At 32.7% G+C, this 25,239-nt stretch carries 20 protein-coding genes and 1 tRNA gene; 6 read left to right on the forward strand and 15 right to left on the reverse strand.

Annotated features, from left to right (window positions below):
• Positions 1-28: 28 nt before the first annotated feature.
• The 13 genes from JM80_RS06835 to JM80_RS06895 form a co-directional block, all read right to left on the reverse strand.
• On the reverse strand, positions 29-1,282 hold the full coding sequence (locus JM80_RS06835) for a PQQ-binding-like beta-propeller repeat protein (protein WP_144709558.1): 1,254 nt from the start codon (positions 1,280-1,282) through the stop codon (positions 29-31).
• A 185-nt stretch (positions 1,283-1,467) separates the two neighbouring features.
• Positions 1,468-2,532, reverse strand: coding sequence for an ArsO family NAD(P)H-dependent flavin-containing monooxygenase (locus JM80_RS06840; protein WP_144709559.1), 1,065 nt, complete (start codon positions 2,530-2,532; stop codon positions 1,468-1,470).
• Positions 2,533-2,645: 113 nt separating this feature from the next.
• A complete protein-coding gene (locus JM80_RS06845) occupies positions 2,646-4,163 on the reverse strand; it encodes a leucine-rich repeat domain-containing protein (RefSeq protein WP_144709560.1) in 1,518 nt (505 codons plus the stop codon).
• A gap of 229 nt (positions 4,164-4,392) precedes the next feature.
• Positions 4,393-5,355: a TIGR03571 family LLM class oxidoreductase gene (locus JM80_RS06850; RefSeq protein ID WP_144709561.1), complete on the reverse strand. Its 963-nt coding sequence runs from the start codon at positions 5,353-5,355 to the stop codon at positions 4,393-4,395.
• Positions 5,356-5,413: 58 nt separating this feature from the next.
• Positions 5,414-6,352 (reverse strand): aldo/keto reductase, encoded by a 939-nt coding sequence (locus JM80_RS06855; RefSeq protein WP_144709562.1) that lies wholly within the window; start codon positions 6,350-6,352, stop codon positions 5,414-5,416.
• A 3-nt stretch (positions 6,353-6,355) separates the two neighbouring features.
• On the reverse strand, positions 6,356-7,564 hold the full coding sequence (locus tag JM80_RS06860) for an MFS transporter (RefSeq protein WP_144709563.1): 1,209 nt from the start codon (positions 7,562-7,564) through the stop codon (positions 6,356-6,358).
• Positions 7,565-7,582: 18 nt separating this feature from the next.
• Positions 7,583-8,521, reverse strand: a complete 939-nt coding sequence (locus JM80_RS06865; RefSeq protein ID WP_038504844.1) for a cyclase family protein — start codon at positions 8,519-8,521, stop codon at positions 7,583-7,585.
• 136 nt (positions 8,522-8,657) lie between these two features.
• Complete coding sequence (locus tag JM80_RS06870) at positions 8,658-9,755, reverse strand: L-dopachrome tautomerase-related protein (RefSeq protein ID WP_186439759.1); 1,098 nt, start codon at positions 9,753-9,755, stop codon at positions 8,658-8,660.
• A 33-nt stretch (positions 9,756-9,788) separates the two neighbouring features.
• Positions 9,789-10,271 (reverse strand): cupin domain-containing protein, encoded by a 483-nt coding sequence (locus JM80_RS06875; RefSeq protein WP_144709565.1) that lies wholly within the window; start codon positions 10,269-10,271, stop codon positions 9,789-9,791.
• Between the two features lie 118 nt (positions 10,272-10,389).
• Complete coding sequence (locus tag JM80_RS06880; protein ID WP_144709566.1) at positions 10,390-10,962, reverse strand: Crp/Fnr family transcriptional regulator; 573 nt, start codon at positions 10,960-10,962, stop codon at positions 10,390-10,392.
• Positions 10,963-11,132: 170 nt separating this feature from the next.
• Complete coding sequence (locus JM80_RS06885) at positions 11,133-12,002, reverse strand: DUF4435 domain-containing protein (RefSeq protein ID WP_144709567.1); 870 nt, start codon at positions 12,000-12,002, stop codon at positions 11,133-11,135.
• Positions 12,003-13,403 carry an AAA family ATPase gene (locus JM80_RS06890; RefSeq protein WP_144709568.1) on the reverse strand — a complete coding sequence of 467 codons (1,401 nt, stop codon included), beginning with the start codon at positions 13,401-13,403 and terminating at the stop codon, positions 12,003-12,005.
• 318 nt (positions 13,404-13,721) lie between these two features.
• Positions 13,722-13,794 (reverse strand) — tRNA-Met (locus JM80_RS06895).
• A 241-nt stretch (positions 13,795-14,035) separates the two neighbouring features.
• Between JM80_RS06895 and JM80_RS06900 the strand changes: the two genes are divergently transcribed.
• The 3 genes from JM80_RS06900 to JM80_RS06910 all read left to right on the forward strand — a co-directional run bounded on the left by JM80_RS06900 (position 14,036) and on the right by JM80_RS06910 (position 18,051).
• The gene (locus tag JM80_RS06900) at positions 14,036-15,514 is read left to right on the forward strand and encodes a Na+/H+ antiporter NhaC family protein (protein ID WP_038504830.1); all 1,479 of its coding nucleotides are present in this window, start codon (positions 14,036-14,038) and stop codon (positions 15,512-15,514) included.
• A gap of 50 nt (positions 15,515-15,564) precedes the next feature.
• Positions 15,565-16,449 carry a GTPase Era gene (gene era / locus JM80_RS06905; protein ID WP_013620291.1) on the forward strand — a complete coding sequence of 295 codons (885 nt, stop codon included), beginning with the start codon at positions 15,565-15,567 and terminating at the stop codon, positions 16,447-16,449.
• An 84-nt stretch (positions 16,450-16,533) separates the two neighbouring features.
• Complete coding sequence (locus JM80_RS06910) at positions 16,534-18,051, forward strand: choice-of-anchor I family protein (RefSeq protein WP_144709569.1); 1,518 nt, start codon at positions 16,534-16,536, stop codon at positions 18,049-18,051.
• A 54-nt stretch (positions 18,052-18,105) separates the two neighbouring features.
• Here JM80_RS06910 and JM80_RS06915 read toward each other — a convergent pair whose 3' ends face one another.
• Positions 18,106-18,618: a GTP-binding protein gene (locus tag JM80_RS06915; RefSeq protein WP_144709570.1), complete on the reverse strand. Its 513-nt coding sequence runs from the start codon at positions 18,616-18,618 to the stop codon at positions 18,106-18,108.
• A gap of 78 nt (positions 18,619-18,696) precedes the next feature.
• Between JM80_RS06915 and der the strand changes: the two genes are divergently transcribed.
• Positions 18,697-20,001 (forward strand): ribosome biogenesis GTPase Der, encoded by a 1,305-nt coding sequence (gene der / locus JM80_RS06920; RefSeq protein WP_013620287.1) that lies wholly within the window; start codon positions 18,697-18,699, stop codon positions 19,999-20,001.
• A gap of 42 nt (positions 20,002-20,043) precedes the next feature.
• Here the strand turns inward: der and JM80_RS06925 are convergent, their stop codons facing one another.
• On the reverse strand, positions 20,044-21,069 hold the full coding sequence (locus JM80_RS06925) for a LacI family DNA-binding transcriptional regulator (protein ID WP_144709571.1): 1,026 nt from the start codon (positions 21,067-21,069) through the stop codon (positions 20,044-20,046).
• A gap of 188 nt (positions 21,070-21,257) precedes the next feature.
• On the opposite strand from JM80_RS06925, the gene JM80_RS06930 reads away from it, so the two are divergent.
• Both JM80_RS06930 and JM80_RS06935 read left to right on the forward strand, forming a co-directional pair.
• A complete protein-coding gene (locus JM80_RS06930; RefSeq protein WP_144709572.1) occupies positions 21,258-23,852 on the forward strand; it encodes a TonB-dependent siderophore receptor in 2,595 nt (864 codons plus the stop codon).
• Between the two features lie 83 nt (positions 23,853-23,935).
• Entirely contained in the window at positions 23,936-25,237 is a 1,302-nt protein-coding gene (locus tag JM80_RS06935; RefSeq protein ID WP_034646437.1) for a trehalase family glycosidase, read from the forward strand.
• Positions 25,238-25,239: the final 2 nt, after the last annotated feature.

A 25,239-nucleotide genomic window follows, 5' to 3' on the forward strand; every position in this document is an offset into this window, starting at 1 on the left:
TTTTTTAATAATAGGTTTATGTAAATAATTAATTAGCTTTTACAATTTCAAAATATAAATTAAAAGCATCATTAACCTCATATTTAAGCTTAATATCTTTGTAAGTGTACTTGTTTGCTTTAAGGTTGTAGGTTACAAAATAGTTTTTTGTTAAAAATGACAAGTCACCATTATAAACAAAAATGTTAGATAATATCTTCTCTTTAGGCTGTCTTATTTTTAACTGTTTACCATCTGTAGCGTTTAACATAAAAAAAGCATTGTCGTCTGCTTTTGTAAAACCAAAAATATAGTTATTGTATTTGCTAAAGTACCTAACATCATCACCCTCAATATTTAAGCTGGTTTTCCATATTAGTTCTCCATTATCACTATTTAAAGCAATAACATCTAATGTTTTACTATCTGTTTCAGATGCAAAATAATAATTTCCACCGTCTAGTATAGTGTTACTATCTATATTAGCGTATTTACCCTCGGTTTGGTATTCCCAAGCTATAGACGCCATATCGTCAATATTTAGAGCATAGACTTTATTATATTCGTTAGCAATGTAAGCTTTTTTATCATCAATCTGCATTAAAGAATACATAGGAGTATTACCAAAACCTCTTTGCCAAATGGCTTGTCCTGTTTGTGATTTAAAAGAGTACACATAAGGCGCGTTAGATATTACAAGATTCTCTTTGTTTAAAACAGGCGTGTAATTATTATACGGAAACTGTAGTTTGTAGTTCCATACTTTGTCTCCTGTATATTTGTTAAAAGCGTATAATTGTTTGTTGTTAGAAGCTAAAAAAATTAAATTTCCTTGTATTGGTAAATGCTGACCACTAATTACATACCTCTTATCTACGCCAGAGTGCATACCAATTTCTGTTTTCCAGTAAAGACTACCATCATTTACATTAGCCGCAATAATTTCTTTCTGTGTACTAGTAGCGTATAAAATAGAGTTTTCAATTTTAAATTGATTCCTCATTTTATTATAAGAGCTATCTGTAAACTTAATATTCCATTTTTGGTCTAAACTTTCTAAATCATAAGACGTTATTTCTCCATCGTTTTTTAAAACAATAATAAGGTCTTCCTCTACTTTTTCACTACCTAAAATCTCCTTGTTATTAGTAGTGCTTAGGATCTCTTTAATTGATGTAGCAATTTTGTCATTACTGTACTGGTTTGTTTCGGGTTCATCACTCCCAAGACTTATTGTTTGCCCTAATGCAAAAGCACTAATAAGTAGTGTACATATTGTTGTTAGTAGATATCTATTTTTCATTTTATATTAGTTTTTGTAAACGTATTATGGTTTTTAGCTAAGTAAAGTAATTTACAAATGCTATAAAATGCTTAATTTTTTTTCGTGCTGTATCAGTATATATTCGTGTCATAAAAAGTAAAAAGCCACAGGTTTATAAACAAATCTGTGGCTTTTATACGGTTTGTAATTTTAATAATGCAGTCTTACAAACCGCCAACATATACAGCAATCTCCTTTACAGTTTGTTTGGCAGTTTTTCCAACACCATAAATAGTAGCAGACGCAAAACCCGTCCAGTTGCCATAGCCAACCAGCCACAAACCATTTATATCTGTAGCTTTTGTACCTGTAGTATTTATTTTATTGTTTTGGGTAATTTGCAATGCAGATAAATGCTCTAAATTAGCTCTAAAGCCAGTACACCATATAATTACATCTACAGGTTCTTTAGTAGTATCTTCCCAAATAACACCATCTTCATAAAAGGAAGTGAAAGGTCTATAATCTTTAAAAACATCTCTTTTTAAAGCTTCTTGTACTGTTTTAATTTGTACAATATCACTTAATGACACTTTCTGGGTATAGCTTTCTGTATCATTATTAACATAGCTTTCTGTAGCTTGTTTAAACAAATAACGACCATCTATCTCTTTAGGTAAAAATTTTGGTTCTTTTAAGGTGACCCATTTTGTTTTTGCAACTTTAGATACTTCCGCTAAAATTTGAGCACCAGAGTTACCTCCACCAACAACAATAACATTTTTGTTTTTTAAATTACTAGCGTTTTTATAATCTACAGAGTGTATTTGTTCTCCCTTAAAAATGTCAGCTTTTAGATATGTTGGAATAAAAGGATTTTTAGCAGTACCTGTAGCACTTACTAGTGTTTTGCTATAAAAATCACCTTTGTTTGTAGTTACTTTATAAAAATTATTTTCTTTAACTACCTGTTGCACAGTAGTACTATAGTTTACAGGAAAATTGTATCTTTTTTTATAAGCAGTAATATAATTAATAAATTCCCCTTTTGTTGGGTATTCTTCATCTGTATTAGGCATTTGCCAACCAGATAATGAACTGTATGCAGTAGGCGAAAATAGTTTTAAGCTATCCCAGGTTTTTAGCCAGGCACCACCAGCGGTATCTTGTTCATCTAGAATAAGATACGTTAATTTAGTTCTTCTAAAAAAGTAACCAACAGATAAACCTGCTTGTCCGCCACCAATTATTATACAGTCGTATATTTTATGTTCAGAGTTACTTTTCATTGGTACTAAATTTAGTAATTACAGACTAAAGTTACTTTCATTTTTTAAGTAGAAAAAGAACATTAATCATATTTAAATACAAACGAGATACTAACCATAGAAAAGCAATACACTTAGTTACAAGTTACGCCGGAGTCAATAAAAATAGTAGTGTTATTTTTACTCTTTAAGTCGCATACACTTTGTGGTATAGTACTAAGTTCATTTTTTTCTAAAAATAAATCTTCTAAATATTTAAGGTTTCCTATTTCAGCAGGTATACTAGTTAATTTATTGTTTTCTAGGTTTAAGGAAGTTAGTTGGGTTAATTTATCTATTTCTTTAGGAATGCTAACTAGTTGATTGCCGTTTAAAGACAATGTTTTAAGGTTAGTAAAAACTGTTATTTCATCAGGAACAGCATTTATATTGTTATTATTAACAGCTAAAGTGGTTAACTTAGAAAGTGTATTAATTCCTTTAGGAAAACCAGTTAAGTTATTATTATCTAAACTTAAGGTAACTAGGTTTTTTAGTGTCCCAATTTCTTCTGGAAAGCTAGCTAAATCCATATTAATAATAGACAAACTAGTTAAGTTATTAAGTGTACCTATTTCAGTTGGGAAACTAATTAATTTACAGTGTAATGTTACATGTGTTAGGTCTGTTAGGTTTTTTAAATCTATAGGAAAACTAGTTAAATTAATTAAGTTAAAGTATAACCTGTTAAGCTTAGTTAAGTTATTAATTGTAGTAGGAACATTTGCAATGTTATCACCTCCTAAAGACAGTGTTGTTAAATTACTTAGAGTACCAATTTCTGTTGGTATTTCTTTTAATTCATTATCTCTAATGTGTAAACTCTCTAAGTTTTTTAAATTACCTATTTGTTTAGGAATAGTTTTTAGTTTGTTGTTAGCAATATTAAGGTCTTTTAATTCCGTTAAATTATCAATTTCCTCTGGAATTTCTGTAATATTATTGCTAACAATATAAAGAGATGTAAGACTTGTTAAATTAATTATTTCTTCAGGTAAATTAGATAATTGCCCCTTTATAAGAGCAAGTTTTTTTATACTTTTAAGACTTCCGAATGATGGTGGTAATGTTGCAATATTTTTGTTAATAATTGTAACCTCAGTTACATTGCCATCAGTATGTTTAACACCATACCAAGAATCCATTGTAGAGTCGCTTAAATCCCAGTATAAAGTATTGTCTGGATTTGCGTTGTAAAACTCTAATAAAATTTCTCGATCACTAAGTTTTTTATCCTCAATTACTACTTCTACTTTATACTTTTGCTCTGTTTTATCTTCAGCGGTAACAGTATAATAAATAGTGTTGCTAAAATCTTGTTCTGCTTTAGTTTTAGGATTTATTAAAGAATTTGGAGATATTGATATTGTAGGTTTAAGCTTGGTAATATTAGTGTCAAAAGGAAAAGAAACCGAAATTATTTTTTTGTCTTGGTCTATTTTAGCTTCAATATTAGCTGTTAAATTAGAATTGTCTTCTGTTTTAAAAGTAAATTCTATAATCTCTTTTTTACTACTTAGGACTTTATTGTCGTCATCATTACTGCAAGATGTAAATAAGGTTAAAATGCTTATCGTTAATAGAATTGAACAAGCTTTAAATCGATTAATCATAACGTTGGCTATATTATAAAATTTGGGTTCATATTGTAATTTACAAATGCAAACTTATAAATATCACGTTAATTTGTAGTCTAATATATGTTAACAAAAAAATATGTCATCATATTTTAGATAGAAATGCAGCAAGTTTCATTGAAAATGTATACCTTAAAATAGGAGCATTAACTTTTTTTTAGAACTGCTTATCATTGCTTTTAATAAAAAGTTTAACCAAGCTTCTTTATAAAAACTCTGGCAACACCACTTCCTTAATTTTAGTAATAGCCTCACTTACGGGAGTTTCAGACTTTCTTAGGTTGATTGCCATATGGTTGACTCCCACATTTTCATAGGACTTTAAATATTCGGTAAGATGATTGATGCCTACCGTACCACCAAAACGCTGTGGTCTAAAAGTCGCGTTGTCGTCTTTTGATAGGTTTAAATGTATAGCCGAAATATAAGGTTTTGCTGCTTGGTCTTCGTCATACAACGCATTACACCAGTATTTTCTGTTCTCCAAAGTTTCGGCAACAGGTCTTGGGTAATTAAACCAAGCTTGTGCGTTTTTTGCGATCCAATTGATACTTTGTCCGGAATGACCTGCTACTACAAACGGAATGTCATTTTTCGGTTTAGGGTACACTTCTATACCACTAGTTAAAAAATCGTATTTAGATTTTAAATTGCTATTTGTTTTCCAAGCTTCTTTAATAATATCAAGATTTTCTCTAAAGATTTCAGGTCTTTTTTTATAGTCGATATTATACATTGGAAACTCTACAGGTCTGTCTCCCAAACCTAAGCCTAACAAAAGTCTGCCATCACTTAAATTTTCTATGGTAGCAGCGGCTTTTGCTAATTTTATAGGTTGTTGTAATGGCAATACTATGGCAGCTGTACCCAACAAAATGTTTTTGGTAGCAGCAGCTAAATAGCCTAAGTACGGTAAGGTGTCAAACAATTGTGCGCCATCTCCAAAATTTGGGTCGTACACAGGAACATCTCTCATCCATAAGGCTGCGAAGCCTGCTTCATCAATTTGTTGTGCTAAGGCTAAATGATTGGAGATATCTGGAACTCCGAAAGGTCTGTTATCTTCCAAGCGTTTGCGATTTCCTTCGGTTGACCAATCGTTATCTAAAGGAAACTCTATACCAAGTGTCATTTTACCTGGTTTGTATAGTTTATCAAATGGATTCATAATATTTGTTTTATTAAATTCATCAGGTATCCGTTAAGACACCTGATGAACAATGTGATTAAGCATTCCAGATACTATCTGCAGTGTATGGTCCGTTTTCAACTTCCCAGAATTCACCGTCAATAAAGCGGTGTCCTTTATCCAAATCCTTCAACAACGCCATATCTTCTTCGGTAAGCGTATGGTTTAACGTCTCTAAATTCTGAAGCAATCTCGCTTCATTTATAGATTTAGGAATTACCGCAATGCCTCGTTGTATTGTATACGCCAATGCTACTTGTGCAGGCGACATACGTCTTGCTTTGGCAATGTTTTTTATCGTATCATTTTCTAACAAACGTAGCGTGCTATTTTCATCTACAAGCGAACCTAAAGGTGCGTATGCAGTTAGCAGAATATCGTTTTTTACGCAGAATGATTGTAATGCTTCTTGCTGTAAAAACGGATGCATTTCCACCTGATTCATCTCTGGTTGATGCACTGCAGTCGCCATTATTTCTTTCAACTGATTTTCATTGAAATTGCTCACGCCAATATGTTTTGCAAGTCCTTCCTCTAAAGCAGCTTCCATCCCTTTCCAAGTATTGGTTAAAGGCACCTCGGATAATGGAATAAAATCGGATGCTGTTTCTGGCATTTCCGTTCCTTTTTTAAGAGCGACAGGCCAATGGATAAGATACAGGTCTAGATAATCTAGTTGTAAATCTTCTAAAGTCTGGTTTAGTGCAGGAATCACATTTTCCGCTCCGTGGGAAGCATTCCATAATTTGGAAGTCACCCATAAATCGTTACGCTTAACCAAACCTAGTTTTATCGCATCGGCAATGGCGTTACCTACTTCTTTTTCGTTTCCGTAAGCCGCAGCGCAATCTATATGTCTGTATCCTATTTTAATAGCCGATAGTACAGCATTGTACACTTCATTTGGTTCAGAACGAAACGTTCCTAAACCTAAAATTGGCATTTCGTCGTTATTTCTAAATTTTAATGTAGTCATTATTTATATTTTTTCTTTTTTGAATAATACTAAGGTTAATAAGAATCCCACAATTACTAGAATACCACCAACCCAAGGAGTCGCTTCAATACCTAAGCTCGATTCTACCACCATACCGCCTACATAAGCACCAATAGCAATACCAACGTTAAAAGCTGCAATGTTTAAGGCTGATGCTACATCTTCGGTTCCTGGCAAGTATTTTTCAGCCATTTTTACGACGTATAATTGCAATGCAGGTACGTTTGAAAAGGCTAATATTCCCATAAAAAACAAGGTTACAATAGCAAAAATCTGACTTGAAGCGGTGAAGTATAACACAAACAATACGATGGCTTGTAGAGCAAACATTACCAATAATGCTTTTCCTGGTTTATTGTTAGATACTTTACCACCAATGATATTCCCAATCGCGATGGCAATACCATAAATTAAAAGAAATACACTAGTCATATCCGAAGAGAAACCAGTCACTTCTTCTAATAGCGGTGTTAAATAAGTAAAAGTTACAAACGTACCACCATAACCAAATGCAGTAATGGCTAACACCAATAAAATAGACGGATTCTTAATCACCTTTAATTGATCAATAAGGCGTAATGGAGCCGATTGTTTTATGTTTTTAGGAACCAAAGCTAAACTAGTTATTGCACCTACTAATCCTAAAAGGGCAACACCAATAAAAGTAGCTCTCCATCCAAAATTCTGACCGATGTATGTTCCTAAAGGCACACCAGTTACAATAGCCACAGTAAGACCTGCAAACATTATAGAAATAGCTGTTGCTCGCTTATCTTTTGGCACCAAACTAGCTGCAATGGTAGACCCAATAGAAAAGAACACACCGTGTGTAAAACCTGTTACCACTCTAGATAATAGCAACAACTCAAAACTTGGTGAGATAGCTGCTAAACCGTTACCAATTATAAATAGTAACATAATACCCATTAGTAATTGTTTTCTTGGAATTTTACCAGTTAAGGCAGTTAATATTGGTGCACCAATGGCAACACCAATGGCGTACAGACTTACTAATAATCCTGCTGATGTTAATGATGTGCCTAGGTCGTTTGCAACGGTAGATAATAAACCTACAATTACAAATTCCGTTGTTCCTATAGCAAATGCACTTATGGTCAATGCCCATAATGCTACTGGTAGACGCTTCTTTTTGGCTACCGTAGTATCTCTATGTATTGTTGATGTTTCCATAATTTCTAATCGTTTTTGTTATTTAATGGCAACAGGGTTTATTTGTACTTGCGTAGAGCCTTCATATAAAGGGTGACCTAATACAAAAAGAAATTCCCAGGCTTTATCCTCAACCAACTCATCTACAAGAATATTTTCCAATACTTGTACACCGTATTCAGTTGCCATCATTTGATTTACAGGGAAAGACAGTGCGCTATTTTCGTGTGGTACTGCTTCAAAAGACCAGTTGTCTGCACCTGCTGCAACAATTCCTTTTTCACCTAAATAATGCGCAGCTTCCGTACCAATTCCAGGTCCGCCAGCTAGGTAACGTTTGTCATCTTTACCCATTAATTTGGTCCATCCTGTGTAAAACAAAACCACATCTCCTTTACGGATTTCAATGCCTTGTTTTTTGGCTACTTTTTCAATGTCTTCTACTGTAAAAACAGTGCCTTCTTTTACAATATCTTGATTGTAATATGAGCGCATATCTAATACAATACCTCTAGTTACAATTGGAGGTAATTTTTCTAGACCTAACTTTTTCACACCAGAAACGGTTAAAAAATCTTCTACTTTATGTCCGTTATAATGCACATTGTCTCTACCATAATGTGCCAATCCGTTTATTTGAGATCCAACACCTGTCCAACCAATTAATTGGTCATCTACGTAGGTGAATTTATTAGAACCTACAGCAGCAGTTTCTGGTTGTAACGTTTCAATATGAAAATATCTGTGACGGAAAGCTGCAGTTTGTGCATTTACTACCATTCCTAAGCGGTATACTTTTCCTTTTTTAACCAATTTTACGGCATCTAAAACCGTTTCTTCATTTAAAAGATTAAGTGCACCAATTTCATCGTCTGCTCCGTAAGGAGACGTTGGTACTTGTTGTGCGTTTGTACTTAAAGCAGTGAAAAATGTAGCTGCTAACGCTATTATTTTTAAAGTATTTACTATTGTTTTCATTTTATTATGTTTTTTTAATTTCTGATACAAATTTCCGATTAAAGCAAAGGGTGTGCGAGGATGTACATCACCATTTCAAAGTGATGTATGTCACATTTAACACTGCGCATACATCACTTGTTTTTTTTAGAGATACTTACTCTTCAATCTTCATCTTTAACACCAAGTAAGGCGGTTTACTAGCATCTTTTCCTTCATTTAACAAAGGCAGATTATGAAGTTGATTAGCTACGATATACAAGTAGTTTCCGTGTATGGCAACACCATCGGGCCAAGACAGGTCTTTTTTAGATTCCGCAATGGTTTTCATTCCAGAAGGTGTACTTTCTACAATAGCTGAATTTTCAACATCGGTGACATACACTTTACCGTTTGCACCCACTTTAAATCCGTCAGATTTTGGTTTATTGGCATAAAACTCGATGTATTTATTAAGGTCGCTATCTTGCTTGCTTTCATCCGCTAAAACAGCAGACGGAATGCGATAAATTTTAGTGTTTCCCATTGCACCATAGTAGATGTACTTGTTTTCGTCATCTATAGAAATTGGATTTAACGGATATCTTGGTTGAATGGTAGTACCGTCTTTTCTTTTGTGAGAGACTAATCTACCGTGAATTTTCACTGGTTCATCAGCCGGCAAAAATGATGCATTCCCTTCCAGAACGCGTCTTATATAACCTGTTTCTAAGTTAATCACTACAAAAGCAGGTGCAATTGGCGGATTTAAAGCATCGGTCATATCTGCAATTACAGCAGTGTTGTTTTTTACATCAATCACAAAATCCTGTAAAAAAGGTTTTGAAGACAATACTGTATTCGGAATAGGAAAAACCTTTGTGACCTTACCGGTAACCAAATCAAATCCAACTAATTTTGGTGCCTGGTTTTGTTTGATGTTACCCATATCCAACACCCAAAGGATTCCGTTAGCATCAGCTTGAATTCCGATGGTTGAATTAATCCCTTTTATACTTCCGTTTTCTGGTTTTACAATCCACTCTTTATCTCCAAACGGAATGGCTTCTCCATTAGGCAAAATTTCTTTCACCATATATTTTGAAGCGCTTAAGGCACTCATTGTTACAAATATTCTTCCGTCGTTAGACACTGTTATATTCCCTGGTCTAGATTCTGGAAACGTTGCTATAGTTTCTAATTGTGCTTGTGCTAATAGTGTAAAGTTCATTACAAATGCAAACAAGACTGTTTTTATAATTGTTACTGTTTTCATCATTATTGTTTTTAAAAATTGAATATGATTTACTTAGTTGCCTAAAAATTTCTTTTGCGTTGATGGGTCTACCCAGATAACATCGCTTGGGTCTCTGGCTATGGCGTCAAAAACGAGAACGTCTAACGGACCTTCTAAAATTTTTCCGTTACCGTGTGCTGTACCTTTTCCCCAAAATAATAAGTCGCCTTTTCCTGCAACAACAGGACCTTTATCGGCAACATAAAATTCTGCTTTGCCATTTAAAATGTAGAGGTAGGCATCAGATTTTGCGTGGTAGTGCATAGGTACTTCATCATATAACCTGAAGATTCTAACACCTGCGTGCTCACGGTCTATTAATCTGATGTCTTTGATGATACCGTTGTGGTCTTTAGGAAGTAGTGTTACGTATTCATCAATATTGATAATACCGTAGGAGTTACCCATTAACGGTCTTTTGTCTTCTTGCGCATAGGCGTTAAAACCTATGGCAATTACTGTAAATAATAGAAAAAGTGTTCTTGTATTTTTCATAGTACATTGTATTTAATTGTTCGATACAAAATTCTATGAAAACAAAGGGGTGTGCGAGGACATACATCACGGATTTTTTGTGATGTATATCAATATGGAAAAGTGATTTAGGTCACTTTTAGCTATTAAAACGACTTAAAGTCTCTCTGGATACGCCTAAATAAGAAGCGATTAATTTTTTAGGAACGCGTTGTATTAATTTCGGAAGCTTATTTAAGAGGTACTCATACCTACTTTCTGCGGTCATTGTAAGCAAAGACAAGATTCTTTGTTGCAAATTGATGTAACCGTGGTTGGATTTAATTCTGAAAAAGTTGGCAACGGCAGGGACTTCAAAACAAATTTTTTCCCTGTTCTCTAAAGACAAACAGAAAAACTCAGAACCTTCAAGACAATCTACAAAAATAGTACCTGGTTCTTGATGTTGAAAAGCGCAATGGTCACTAACCCAATAGTTTTCCATAGCAAATTGAAGAATGTGTTCTTTGCCTTTTTCGTCTATGGAATACGCTTTTACCAAGCCTTTAATAATCCAATATTCAAAATCTACAGGTTGCCCTACTTGTATTAAAAATTGGTGTTTTTTAAGACTTTTAAATTCGAAGTGCGATTTAACAAAGTTCCACTCCTCATCAGTTAAAGAAACGATTTCTTCAAAATGTTGTCTTAGTAACTGTAATTTGTCTTCCATAAAGCAAATTTATCTTTACTTAATTAAAAACAAAAATAAACATTGATTTTTTATTTTATTGAGTAGAAGCGCCTACTTAAATTTAGCGCATAAAAACTCATAGAACTTGTTTTAGAGTCTATGAGTTTTTACTTGTTTTTTACCACAGTACTTTGTTAGGCAATAGTTATTTATTCAATATATTGTTCAATTGATAATTTTAACCCATTAAGGCTTGTGAATGAACAATTTCCTGAAAGACGATAACAAAAGGATTCAACATTTCTTGATACTAGTCCAAATAGAGATTCTATTACTTGTTTAATCATTTTAACAAGATACTTTCCTGGAACATGTTTGATACATAATTGATTATTGTTAATGTTTACAATTTCCTTTACTTTCTTGAATTGTGATGTTAGTTTTAATCTTCCATCAATATTACTTAGTTCAGTTTGAATATCTAACTTATATCGATTCAATTGAACAGGTTTTAGACAAAAGTCACCGTTATTGAAATCGAAAAATCGTTCATGATTTAAAGAAATATTCTTTATTCTAGAACATTTTTTTTGTACTACTAAATGTAAATGGATTAACTCGCTTAATTTATTGTTGATGTTTTGAATATTTGCCTCTAAATCAAATAGATTATTTATATCGGCTCGTTTTAATTTTGGCTTTTCTCCAATAATATATTCAACTATTGCATCTTTTTCTATTAGGTGGTTTTCTATAGAATACCTATCTAGATAGAATAAATTATCATTATTATTGATTTTATTGAGGATGTCATCAAAATCTTTGTCAACTATAAAAACCTTTTTTTTATTTCCAATATTTTCGTTTGATTCATTTATTACATTCTCTTTTCTATTTAAAGGAAAAATTTTGTCAATTTGGATATCAGGAAATAAGTTTTTTAAAATACAGAAAAAGAAATTTTCTTGGTCTTCATCTTCTATGAAAAAAGAAATTTCATTAAATTGTAAATAGAAAATATCTTCTGCTAATCGATAATTTGTATTTCTTGTAGGTATGCTTTCTTCGATTGTTATCATTTAATACGGTAATAAAACTTTACAATAAGACTTGTTTTTACCAACAATTGCTGGTGAATGAGTTGCAAATAATAATTGTGTATTATCAGGCATAATTGTTTTAATACCATCTAAAAAGTTTTCTTGCCATCTTGGATGTAATGATAATTCAGGTTCATCAATAATAAATAACTTACCTAATTTATTATTGAATTTTATGTAAGTAAATAGAATTAATATCTGTTTTTCTCCAGAAGAGAGATTCTCAATTTCTCTATTTTCTTTAATTGATTTTGAATTTTTATCTAATATTCTAAACTTTAATCTTGACGTGTTTTTGTCGAAATATAATTCTTTTGAAGAGTCCTTTAAGAATAAGTTCACAGTATCGAGATACTGTTTTAATGGTTCAAAAAACTTTTTACTTTTATTTTCAAAATCTTCAAAGTCTTTTATTAGTTCTTTGATTTTTCTAAATTGATTTAGATTAGTTATGTATAAAATGTCTAAACCTTCTTTTTTCTCTTGATTAACTTGAATTAGTATAGCTTTTAGGTTAGAAAAATATCTTTCAATTTTATCAAAGGATTCTTTTTCATGTTTTTGCCTAATAGAACCAGCTCTTTTACGGTCTAGTATATTTTCTTGAAAATATTCTTTAACTTTAATTTCTAGTGATTCGACTTGCTTTAATGGTATTCTAGGTGATTTTAGTATTTCACTTATTGTATCGTTTGTTACAGTTTCCTCAAACGAAGAGAGCATTATTTTATCATTAAGTCTTCTATTTAGGTCAAGAATTTTATTTTTAAAACGCATATATTCCGTTCCTGACAATCTCATTACTTTTTCTAGAGGACTTTTAACCCCTTGACCCTTGCTAGAAAGTCGTTTTCTAATCACTCCATTATGGTCTTCTAGGTACGACACTTCGTCACCTTCTTCAGTAAATAAATTTCTATCTAAACCAATAACTATTGGATTTGGGATTTTACTAAAAAGAAAATTCCAAGTTTCTTCTTCATGCTTTTCAGCTGTAAGATCAGCATATTCAAGTGATAATTTTTCTACTAAGCTATCTTTTCTATTTAACTTTTTTGGATGTATTTTAAAATCAGCTTGAATTTGTGGAAAATCATAACCAGAAGAAAGGTTTTTTAAATCAATTGTTACTTCTTTAGTGTTTTGTCGACTTACTATTTTGTAATTTTCTTTTTGAAAGTTAAAATCAATTTCTATTTTGTCATATTCATTTACGCATAGATTCTGAAATGAAGGAACTAAAAGCCAATTTAGAGCATTCAATACACTTGTCTTTCCTGAACCATTGATTCCAACTAAAAGGTTGATATCGTCGTTAAACTCAATCTCTTTATTTAGATAGCCATAAAGGTTTTTTATTATAATTTTAGTTACGTTCATTTTCTTTTTTAATTATTGCCAGCTAGTTAGTAAACGCAATTTATTGCGTTTATTCCCCCATATTGGTGTAATAAACGCATATTTCTATTATTAGCGCTTAATTTTCTTACAATGTAAAACTATTTTTTTTATTGTAATTACAGATATGTGTAATTGGGCATCAATTATTTATAAATGGTATAAAATTAATGGTGAGTAACTTTTCTATTTTAAGTGTAAATAGAAAGTATGTGTAAAACAAATTAATAGAGTAGAAGCACCCATTTAAATTTAGCGCATAAAAAAAGCTTCACATTTCTGTGAAGCTTTTAAACTTTGTAGCGGGAACTGGACTCGAACCAGTGACCTTCGGGTTATGAGCCCGACGAGCTACCTACTGCTCTATCCCGCGATTTGCGTTTCCAAAATAAACAACTTAGCTTTTAACTTTCAGTTCATAACTGCTGACTGTCATATTTCGGACTGCAAATATACAACCTTTTTTCTATCTAACAAGCCAAAATCAAAATAATTCTAAAAAATATTTATTTAGCATTTTTTAAGTGTGTTTTTTGACGCCTAAAACAGCTAGTATTCTATAAAATCTTACTATTTTGTAACGTTTTATAAAACCTTTACTAAACCTATTTTTTATGGATAATTACGGTTGGCTATCAATATTACCTCCAATAATTGCAATTGTACTAGCATTACGTACCAAACAAGTATACATAGCTTTGCTTTTTGGTATTTGGTTTTCTTGGATAATTATAAACGATTGGAACTTTTTAACGGGTACTTTAAGCGCCATAGAAGGTATGGTTAACGTATTTAAGTCAGAGGGCAATACAAGAACCATAATGTTTAGTGCCTTGGTGGGTGCGTTGCTCTTATTTATTCAGTACTCAAAAGGTGTAGAGGGCTTTATAAATCAGCTTAACAAAGTAATTGTATATTTCGAGAAAAAACAAAAAGGCTACAGCAGAGTAATTGTACAGTTACTAGCATTACTTACAGGTATTTTGTTATTTGTAGAAACCAGTATAAGCTCATTAACAGTAGGTACGTTGTACAGACCTGTTTTTGATAAATTAAAAATACCAAGAGAAAAACTAGCGTATATAGCAGATTCTAGTTCTGCGCCATCATCTATATTAATCCCTTTTAATGCGTGGGGAGCTTTTATTATGGGCTTGTTGGTTACACAAGGATTAGACAATCCGTTTGGGTTAATGCTATCATCTGTAGCGTATAATTTTTATCCCATTTTAGCCATTGCAATAGTAATAATTGTAATTGTGTTTAAAAAAGATATTGGTCCTATGGCCAAAGCAGAAAAACGAACACGAGAAACAGGTAAGCTTTTAAACGACAATTCTAAACCTATGCTATCTAGTGAGGTTACTTCGTTAGCACCTAAAGAGGGTATTAAAGCAAAGGCGTATAATATGATTATTCCTTTGGCTACAATGGTATTTATGATGCCAATAAACTTGGTGTACACTGGTTGGGGTAATGTTACAGATGCTGTATCAACATCAGACCATATTTTTAAAGCAATTGGTCAAGGTTCTGGATCTTCTTCTGTGTTATACGCAGTATTAACCGCTATTTTGGTTGCAATGGTGTTGTACAGGTCTCAAAAAATAATGAAAACCAAAGAAATGATAGACTTGGTTTTAAAAGGTATTAGTGAGCTTATGCCATTAGCATTACTTATGTTATTGGCATTTGCAATTGGCGATGCTTGTAATGAGTTGGGTACAGGTAAATTTGTAGCAGAATGGTCTAAAGACTGGTTGTCTCCAGAGTTTTTACCAGCCATAATATTTGTAATTAGCTCTTTTATAGCATTTTCTACAGGTACATCATGGGGTACATTTGCAATAATGATGGCTATAGCAATACCAATGGCAGAGGTACACCAAGCACCAATAACGTTAGTAATTGCAGCAACTTTAGGTGGTGGTATTTTTGGTGATCATTGTTCACCAATATCAGACACCTCTATAATATCGTCAATGTCTTCTGCCAGTGACCATATAGATCATGTAAATACACAGTTACCATATGCATTAATTGGCGGTATTATTACAATTATATTATACTTAATTTTAGGGTTTGCATTATAGTAAAGCCGTACAATAGTGTACCTTTGCATTTTAAATGATAAAATAGTAAAATGACTCATAAAGCCGGATTTGTAAATATTATAGGAAACCCAAATGTGGGTAAATCTACTTTAATGAACGCCTTTGTGGGCGAAAAACTGTCTATTATTACCTCTAAAGCACAAACTACAAGACACCGTATTTTGGGTATTGTTAATGGTGATGATTTTCAGGTAATACTTTCTGATACACCTGGTATTATAAAACCAGCTTATGAATTGCAAAGTTCTATGATGGATTTTGTAAAGACTGCTTTTGAAGATGCTGATATTCTTATTTATATGGTAGAAATAGGAGAAAAAGCATTAAAAGATGAAGCATTTTTTAATAAGTTGAAAAATAGTAAAATACCGGTACTATTATTATTAAATAAAATTGATGCCTCTGAGCAAGAAAAACTAGAGGAGCAAGTACAATATTGGCAAGAGCAATTGCCAACTGCAGAAATACACCCAATTTCTGCCTTAATGAACTTTAATGTAAAAGAGGTTTTTCTTAGAATTATAGAGCTGTTGCCACTGTCTCCTGCGTACTACCCTAAAGACCAGTTAACAGATAAGCCAGAACGTTTTTTTGTAAACGAAACTATTAGAGAAAAAATACTTCAATTTTATAAAAAAGAAGTTCCTTACGCTGTAGAAATAGATACCGAAGAGTTTTTTGAAGACGAAGATATTATTAGAATGCGTGCCGTAATTATGGTAGAAAGAGATTCGCAAAAAGGTATTATTATTGGTCACAAAGGTTCTGCTTTAAAAAGAGTAGGTGTAGAGGCACGTAAAGACTTAGAAAAGTTTTTTGACAAGCAAGTACACTTAGAGCTTTACGTTAAAGTAAATAAAAATTGGCGTAGCAATGCAAACCAGTTAAAACGTTTTGGTTACAATAAAGGCTAAAAGCTAACCTTTCTTTGTTTTTAAGTTTACAATAAAGTTATATTACATTATCATTTTTGGGAGAACTATATAATCAACCAGAAAATGAAAAAATATGTATTAAGCGCCGCATTATTTGTTGCGCTATTTGTTTCTTGTGATAAAGACGATAACAATGGCGGTGATACTCCTATAGACACATCTGCCTTAACATTTAACAGAGTAGGTGGTTTTACCAACGGAACCGGAGATGAAGGTTTTGCAGAAATTAGTGCCTATGATAAGGTTTCTAAAAAACTGTTTGTTGTAAATCCTAATAATAATGAGGTATCTGTTTGGGATATATCTTCTCCTGAGTCGCCATCTAAATTAAACTCTATAGCATTAACAGGCACACCAAATAGTGTGGCTACTTATAATGGTTTGTTGGCTGTTGCAGTAGAGAATGCTAATAAACAAGCAAACGGACAAATTGCAATTTATAATACAGATACACAATCTTTAGAAAACACCTATACAACTGGTGCTTTACCAGATATGGTAACTTTTAGTCCAGATGGTAATTACATTATATCTGCTAATGAAGGGGAGCCAAATGATGATTATACTGTAGATCCAGAAGGGTCTATAACTGTTGTAGATTTAAAAAAGAATGAAGTTGTACAATTAGGTTTTGCTGGTTTTAACAATCAAAACATAGGTGATAATTTTAGAGTATTTGGTCCTGGTGCAACTGTTGCACAAGATATAGAGCCAGAGTATGTAGCGGTTTCTAAAGACAGTAGGTTTGCTTACGTTTCTTTACAAGAAAATAATGGTATAGCCGTAGTTAACTTAAACTCTAAAAGTATTACTCAGGTTTTTGGTTTAGGCGTAAAAGACCATATGCTGGCAGATAATATGTTAGATGCTAGTAATAAAGATGATATTGTTGGTAATTTTAAAAACTGGCCAGTAAAAGGTTTTTATATGCCAGATGCTATAACGTATGCATCTATAAACGGAGCAGGTTATATTATTTCTGCTAATGAAGGTGACTCTAGAGATTATGATGGGTATTCTGAAGAAGAGCGTGTTAAGGATGTAACTTTAGATCCTACAGTTTTTCCTAATGCAGCAGATCTTCAGTTAGATGAAAATTTAGGCAGACTTAAAATTACTACGGCAAATGGTGATACAGACAACGATGGTGATTTTGATGAGCTATATTCTTACGGAGCAAGATCTTTTACAATTTGGAATACAGATGGTTCTTTAGTTTATGATAGTGGAGATGCTATTGGAAGAAAAACGTTAGAAGTTAATCCTGCTTATTTTAATGCAGATGAAGGAGAGGCAGATGGTAGAAGTGATGATAAAGGAGCTGAGCCAGAATCGGTTGCAACTTTAAAAATTGAAGATGCTACCTTGTTATTTGTTGGTTTAGAGCGTACAGGTGGCGTTATGGTTTATGATATTAGTAACCCATCGGCACCAGAATATGTACACTGGATTTTTAATGGTAGTGATGTAGCACCTGAAGGCTTACTAACGGTATCTGCAGATGATAGTCCGTCTGGAGAAAATTTAGTGATAATTACCAATGAGGTTTCTAACACTGTATCTATTTACGAGGTTAAATAAGTATAATTTATATTCTACAAACACTAAATCCTTAATACTACATTTTTGTAGTTGTTAAGGATTTTTTTGTGAGGAGTAATTGTTAATAGTTTGCTGCATAAAGTTATAAAGTTCTTTCATTTGTGGCTTACCTTTTTGTTTTCCTATACGACCAAAAATATAGAGCGACACCCATATTACAGCCATAAAAAATACAGATGTTAACTGTAAAAAGTAAGATTTGTTTAAAGACCAGTTGGTGTATCCCCAAACAGCAAAAACTAAAAATGCAATAGCAACACTAAAATGAATAAACATAAAAAATGTCCAGAGAGATGGGTTTGGTCCAAAAACACCATATATTTTGCAGTTGTCTTTGTTAATGTTTTCTACCTCTAAATGAAGCTGAGGAGACCAAAAATGAATGTTTTTAGGTTTTATTTTTAAATACAAATGCATATCTAACCTTTGGCAATTTATACTGTTGCTAGTAGCTTGTTCAAATTCATTTAAAATTGAAGAGCTAGATAAGTTTAATTTTAGAACAAATCTGGGTCGTAAAACAAGGTTGTTGGGTAAAGTTTTCATTATGTAAATAGATAGTAAACAAAAAGATACTGTTTTTCTTCAGATATTAATAGTACTTTTGCAAAAAAATAAAAGAGAATGAGTGCTATTGTTGCCATCGTAGGAAGACCAAATGTAGGGAAGTCCACTTTTTTTAATAGATTAATTCAACGTAGAGAAGCAATTGTAGATGCTGTAAGTGGTGTTACAAGAGATCGTCACTACGGTAAAAGTGATTGGAATGGGGTTGAGTTTTCTCTAATAGACACTGGTGGGTACGTATTAGGAAGTGAGGATGTTTTTGAAGCAGAAATTGATAAACAAGTAGAATTAGCTATAGATGAGGCAGATGCCATTGTCTTTATGGTAGACGTAGAGTCTGGTGTAACTGGTATGGATGAAGATGTTGCTAAGTTGTTACGCAGAGTAGATAAACCTATTTTTTTAGTAGTTAATAAGGTAGATAATGCTAAAAGAGCAGAGGATGCCGTAGAATTTTATTCATTAGGTTTAGGAGATTATTTTACTATTGCTAGTATTAACGGTAGTGGTACCGGAGATTTATTAGATGCGGTTGTAAAAGTATTGCCAGAAAAAGAAACAGAGAATGATGATTTGCCAAGGTTTGCTGTAGTTGGTAGACCAAATGCCGGTAAGTCTTCTTTTATAAACGCTTTAATTGGTGAAGAGAGGTATATTGTTACAGATGTTGCTGGTACTACCAGAGACAGTATAGATACAAAATACAACAGATTTGGTTTTGAGTTTAATTTGGTAGATACTGCAGGTATACGTAGAAAAGCCAAAGTAAAAGAAGATTTAGAATTTTATTCTGTAATGCGTTCTGTTAGAGCAATAGAGCACGCAGATGTTTGTATTTTAATGCTAGACGCCACTCGTGGTTTTGATGGTCAGGTAGAAAACATTTTTTGGTTAGCACAGCGTAATAATAAAGGTATTGTTATATTAGTTAATAAGTGGGATTTGGTAGAGGACAAAGAAACAAATACCATAAAAGAATACACTACACGTATTAAGCAAGCCATAGCACCTTTTACAGATGTGCCTATAATTTTTATATCAGTACTTACTAAGCAACGTATTTTTAAAGCTATAGAAACTGCTGTTGAGGTATACAATAATAGAGCAAGAAAAATACAAACACGTAAGTTTAATGATGTTATGTTGCCTATTATAGAAAACAATCCTCCACCAGCATATAAAGGTAAATTTGTTAAAATTAAATTTTGTACGCAATTGCCAACTCCTTACCCGCAGTTTGCATTTTTCTGTAACTTGCCACAATATGTAAGAGACCCGTACAAGCGCTTTTTAGAAAATAAATTAAGAGAGAATTTTAATTTTGAAGGAGTTCCTATTTCTTTATTTATGAGAAAAAAGTAAAGAATTTATTTTTTTTAGAATAAAACTTTAGTTGTTAGTGGTTTATCCTTTAAAGGTAGACTCTCTAACAACTAAATTTGTTTTTACCTCTATGGTTTTGGTTACCATATTTTCTTTTGGGTTTAATATTTCATGCAATAAATAATTAACAGCAGTTGCGCCAATTTTACTTCCTGGTTGGTTTACGGTTGTAAGGCTAGGAGATATAATTGTTGCTTTTGTAGAGTTGCTAAAACCTACAACAGCAATTTCATCAGGAATTTTAATATTGTGCTCTTTTAAGGTTTGTATGGCTCCAATTGCTGCATTATCAGTAATAGCAAAAATGGCATCGGGTTTAGTTTCCATAGCTGCAATTTGTTTTGTTATTCGCTTTCCACTTTCTAACGAAACAGCTTCAGCATTAAAAATTAAAGTGTCATCCAACGTAATATTAGAAGCTGCTAAGGCACGTTTGTAACCACTAAATCTTTTTTCAGAGTTGTATGAGTTTTCTGTTTCTTTTAAAATAGCAATTCGTTTTTTACCCAGTCCAATTAAGTGCATAATAGCATTATATGACGCTTCTTCATCATCTATAACAATTTGCGAACACGGGATCTTATCAGACACTTTATCAAACAACACCAAAGGAATACGGTTTAAAATACCTAAAATGCCATCCATAGATTTTGTTTTTCTAGCCAAAGACATTAATACACCATCTACTCCAAACTGTATCATAGTTTTTAGCATTTCTATCTGTTTCTCTTCATTATTTTTAGATTCAGATATAATAACTCTGTAACCTAAAGATTCTGCTTGGGTTAAAATGCCTTTTAAAATGGTAGAGGTGTATATATGGCAAATGTTTGGTACTACAACACCTAATGTATTTGTTTTTTTAGCTCTAAAACCTTTTGCAAAAAGGTTTGGTATATAGTTTAACTGCTTAGCAAGGTCCTGTACTTTTTTAATTGTAGCCGGACTAATATCTGGATGATTATTTAATGCTCTAGAAACTGTTGATACAGATACATTTAGCCTTTTTGACAGTTCTTTTAACGTTATGTTTCCTTGTTTAGCCATTTACTTTGGGGTTTGTAAGTTAATATAGTCAAAAAAAAGCATTTATGCAATCGATTGCACAAACGTTTGCGTTATGTTTTTGTAATAAAATTGCTTATATATTACGATTATCGTTATAAATTTACTTTGCAATTGTACATTATGTAAATAACTGACTACAAACTTAACATTATTAAAAACTCAACAAAATGAAAAACTTAATTATTACATTTGCATTAATTTTTAGCGTTACAGGAGTGTTTGGTCAAACAGATATTTCTGGTACGGTTAAAGATGCAGACGGTGTTCCAATAGATGGAGCAAACATTATTATTAAAGGCACAAGTGAAGGAACAACATCAGATTTTGATGGAAACTATACGTTAAGCACTGGTTTAAGTGGTTCGCAAATAGTAAGAGTAACCTATATAGGATATACTACAGTAGAAAAAACAGTTAATTTATCTGGATCGTCAGTTACATTAAACTTTGTTTTAAATGCAGATGGTCAGCAGTTAGATGAGGTTTTACTTACAGCAACATCTACAAAAAGATCTCAAAAAGAAACGCCTTTATCTGTAACCTCTTTAGGGGCAAAACAATTGGCAAAAGTAAATACAAGTAGCCAGGCAGATGTGCTACGTAGTGTACCGGGTATTACCGCAGAAGGTGGTGGTGGTGAGGTAGCATCTAACATTTTTGTTAGAGGTTTGCCTTCTGGTGGCCAATACCAGTTTAACCCATTACAAATAGACGGTATGCCAGTGTTAAGTACATTTGGTTTAAACTCATCTGCACATGATGTGTATTTTAGGAACGATATAGGTATTAAAAGTTTAGAATTTGTACGTGGTGGATCATCAATATTATATGGTGTAGGTTCTGTTGCAGGTATTATAAACTATACAAGTATTACTGGTACAGTTCAGCAAAAAACTACATTAAGAACCGAGTTTGGTAGCAACTCTAGGTACAAAGCAGATTTTGTTACTAGCGGTCCATTAGGTGGTGAAGATTCTAAAACCTTTTATGCATTATCTGGGTTTTACAGGTATGATGAAGGACCAATTATTACAGGTTTACCAACAGAAGGTTTTCAATTAAGAGGTAATATTAAGCACGTAACAGAAAAGGGTTCAATTACAATTTCTGGTCAATATATAGATGATCAGGTGCAGTTTTTCTTGCCTTACCCATTAGAAGGTGGCTCTAGAGAAAGACCTTATGGTAATGATGGCAACGAAATTTTTACGCTACAAACAGCTGCAGCTCAAGACATATCTTACAGAACTCCAGACGGTATTTACACATCTCCAATACAAGATGGTGTGTCTACTAAAGGATCTTACATAATGGCAGACTTTAAACATGGGTTTGATAGTAGCTTTAAACTAGATGCAAAACTACGTTACTCTAAATATGCGCACCAGTTTAATTTGTTTTTAGACGGTAGTGGTGTAGACGGAGCTAAAGTTGTAGAAACACAACAAGAGTATTTAGATGCAAGAGGCTTGGCAAGTGGAGATTTTACATACTTAAATGGGCAGCCTTTAGCTGCAGATGCTCTGCTTTTTGAAAACAGAATTTTAGATAGAGATAGACCTTTGCGTGAGCTTATGGCAGATATAAAACTAACCAAAACAGCAGGCGTGCACAACCTAACTTTTGGTACTTTCTTTTCTAGATCAGAGGCAGGAGATTTTAATGTTATAACAAGGTATTTAGGAGAATACAATAACAGACCTAGCTTAGTAAATGTTTCTGGTTATAGTGTAAACGGAGTTACAAACAGAGGTTTAGCATATACAAACCGTAATATTTCTAGTAATAAAATAGCAGCTTTTATAGCAGATGAAATTAAACTAGACCGTTGGAATTTAGATTTTGGTATTAGATATGAGAGAGCTTCTGGTGATATAGAAAATGAAGGTACAACATCATACCTAGTAGATAATACAGGTATAGCAGGTTTAGATAACGTTACTTGGGGAGATGGTAGTTATACAAGAGGCCATGTGTATGCAGATGATTTTGCAGTGGCAGCAGCGGCATTATATAAAGTAAATGATAACTTAAGTGTTTATGGTAACTTTTCTAGAGGGTATTTCTTTCCTGAATTAAGAGGTACAAAGTTTGATGATTTTGGAAATCCTTCTTCATATGATACAGAAAAAATCTTTCAAGGAGAGTTAGGTATTAAATACGGCGTTCCTGGTTTTTCTGCAACAGCAGCAATATATGATGTTAGTTTAAAAGACAGACGCTCTGTTAGCTTTGTTAATGCTCCAGATGGTGGTTTTATAGAAGAAGTAGATAAGCAAGATTCTAATACATATGGTTTTGAGGGTACTTGGAACTGGAGTTTTGCAGATAACTTTGCTTTTACAGGATCTTTTACATACCAAGATCATGAGATTACAAAATCTGAAAATGACCCTGCTATAGAAGGAAACGAGTTAAGAAGACAACCAAACGTTATTAGTGCTTTAGGCCTTAGTTATGATGATGCTAAGCTAGATGCTAGTTTTGATTTTAACTACACAGGTAAAAAGTTTACTAATGAAATAAATACAATAGAATTAGACGCAATAGGTATTTCTAACCTTAATTTAGGATATACTTTTAGTTTAAGTGAAGAAGGAGAAACATTAAGAATAGGTACACAGGTATTTAATCTTTTTAATTCAGATGGTATTACAGAGGGCTCACCAAGGTTAGGTAACAACCAAACAGATGAGGAGTTTTTTGTAGGCCGTCCAGTGTTGCCAACAAGAGTATTTTTAAACGCAACATTCAAATTTTAAGTTAGTAGTTTTTTGTTTATAATTATTAAAAAACACATTGGCGGATGTCAGTGCCGCCAGTGTGTTTAATTCAACATTTTTTTATGAAAGAGAGGTTAATATCGCAAGCCATTAATGTATTAGATGAAAATTTTCAACCAGGAGGATTTACAATTCCGTGTAAGGGGTTGTATCCTTTTCAATGGAAATGGGATAGTGGTTTTATAGCTATAGGTCAGGCTTATTATGACGTATCAAAGGCAAAGCAAGAAATAGCAACTTTGTTAGACGCACAATGGGATAATGGTTTTATACCACACATTGTTTTTCATAACGAAAGCGATACCTACTTTCCAGGAGCAGATGTACACAGGTCTGATTTAAGTCCTGTATCATCAAAAAAATACAAATCTACAGGAATGACGCAACCTCCTGTAACAGGTTTTGTGCTAGAAGAAATGTACAGAATAGCAAAAGACAAAGAAGATATGTTTGGCTATATTAAGAGCCAAATAGATAAGGTTTATGACAATCATAAATATTTTTATGAAAATAGAGATGTAAATGATGAAGGCTTGGTATTTATTTACCACAATTGGGAGTCAGGTACAGATAACTCTCCTATTTGGGATGATATTTGGGAAACTATGAATCCGCCAGAGTATACTTTTGAACGTAGAGATACTACACACGTAGATGCCTCACAAAGACCAAGTAAAAGAGAGTATGACCATTACTTGTACATTATAGAAATAGCAAAAGAAAACAACTACAATGATGCTAAAATAGCAGAGTTATCTCCTTTTTTAGTAATAGACCCATTATTTAATGCTATGTTAATAAAGTCTAACCAGGCATTAATTAACTTGTATACACTTATTGGTGATAATGATGATAAAATAGCACAACTTGTAAAATGGCAAGTAAAAAGTATAAAAGGATTTAATAAAAAACTTTGGGATAAAGAATTGGGTGCGTATGTGCATTATGATTTAAGAAAAAATAAGCCTATAAGTTTTGTAACATCATCATCTTTTTCGCCATTGTATGCTAATATACCAAGTAAAGAAAGAGCAGATATACTGGTAAATACAATGATGACAAAGTTTGGAGGAGAAGACAAATACTTATGTGCTTCTTTTGATCCAGAAAGCGATCGTTTTGATCCTAAAAAATACTGGAGAGGTCCTGTTTGGATTAATATGAACTGGATTTTATTTAATGGATTAAAAAACTACGAATACAACAATATTGCAGAGCGCGTAAAAGAAGACTCAATAGAACTTATTGAAAAATATGGTTTTTACGAGTACTTTAACTGTAAAAAAGGAACTGAAAATGCAGGGTATGGAGGAGATAATTTTTCATGGAGTGCTGCACTGCTTATAGATTTTTTAAATAATTAATT

Origin of the sequence: Cellulophaga sp. RHA_52 (assembly GCF_007827205.1) — a bacterium.
GTDB lineage: Bacteria > Bacteroidota > Bacteroidia > Flavobacteriales > Flavobacteriaceae > Cellulophaga > Cellulophaga lytica.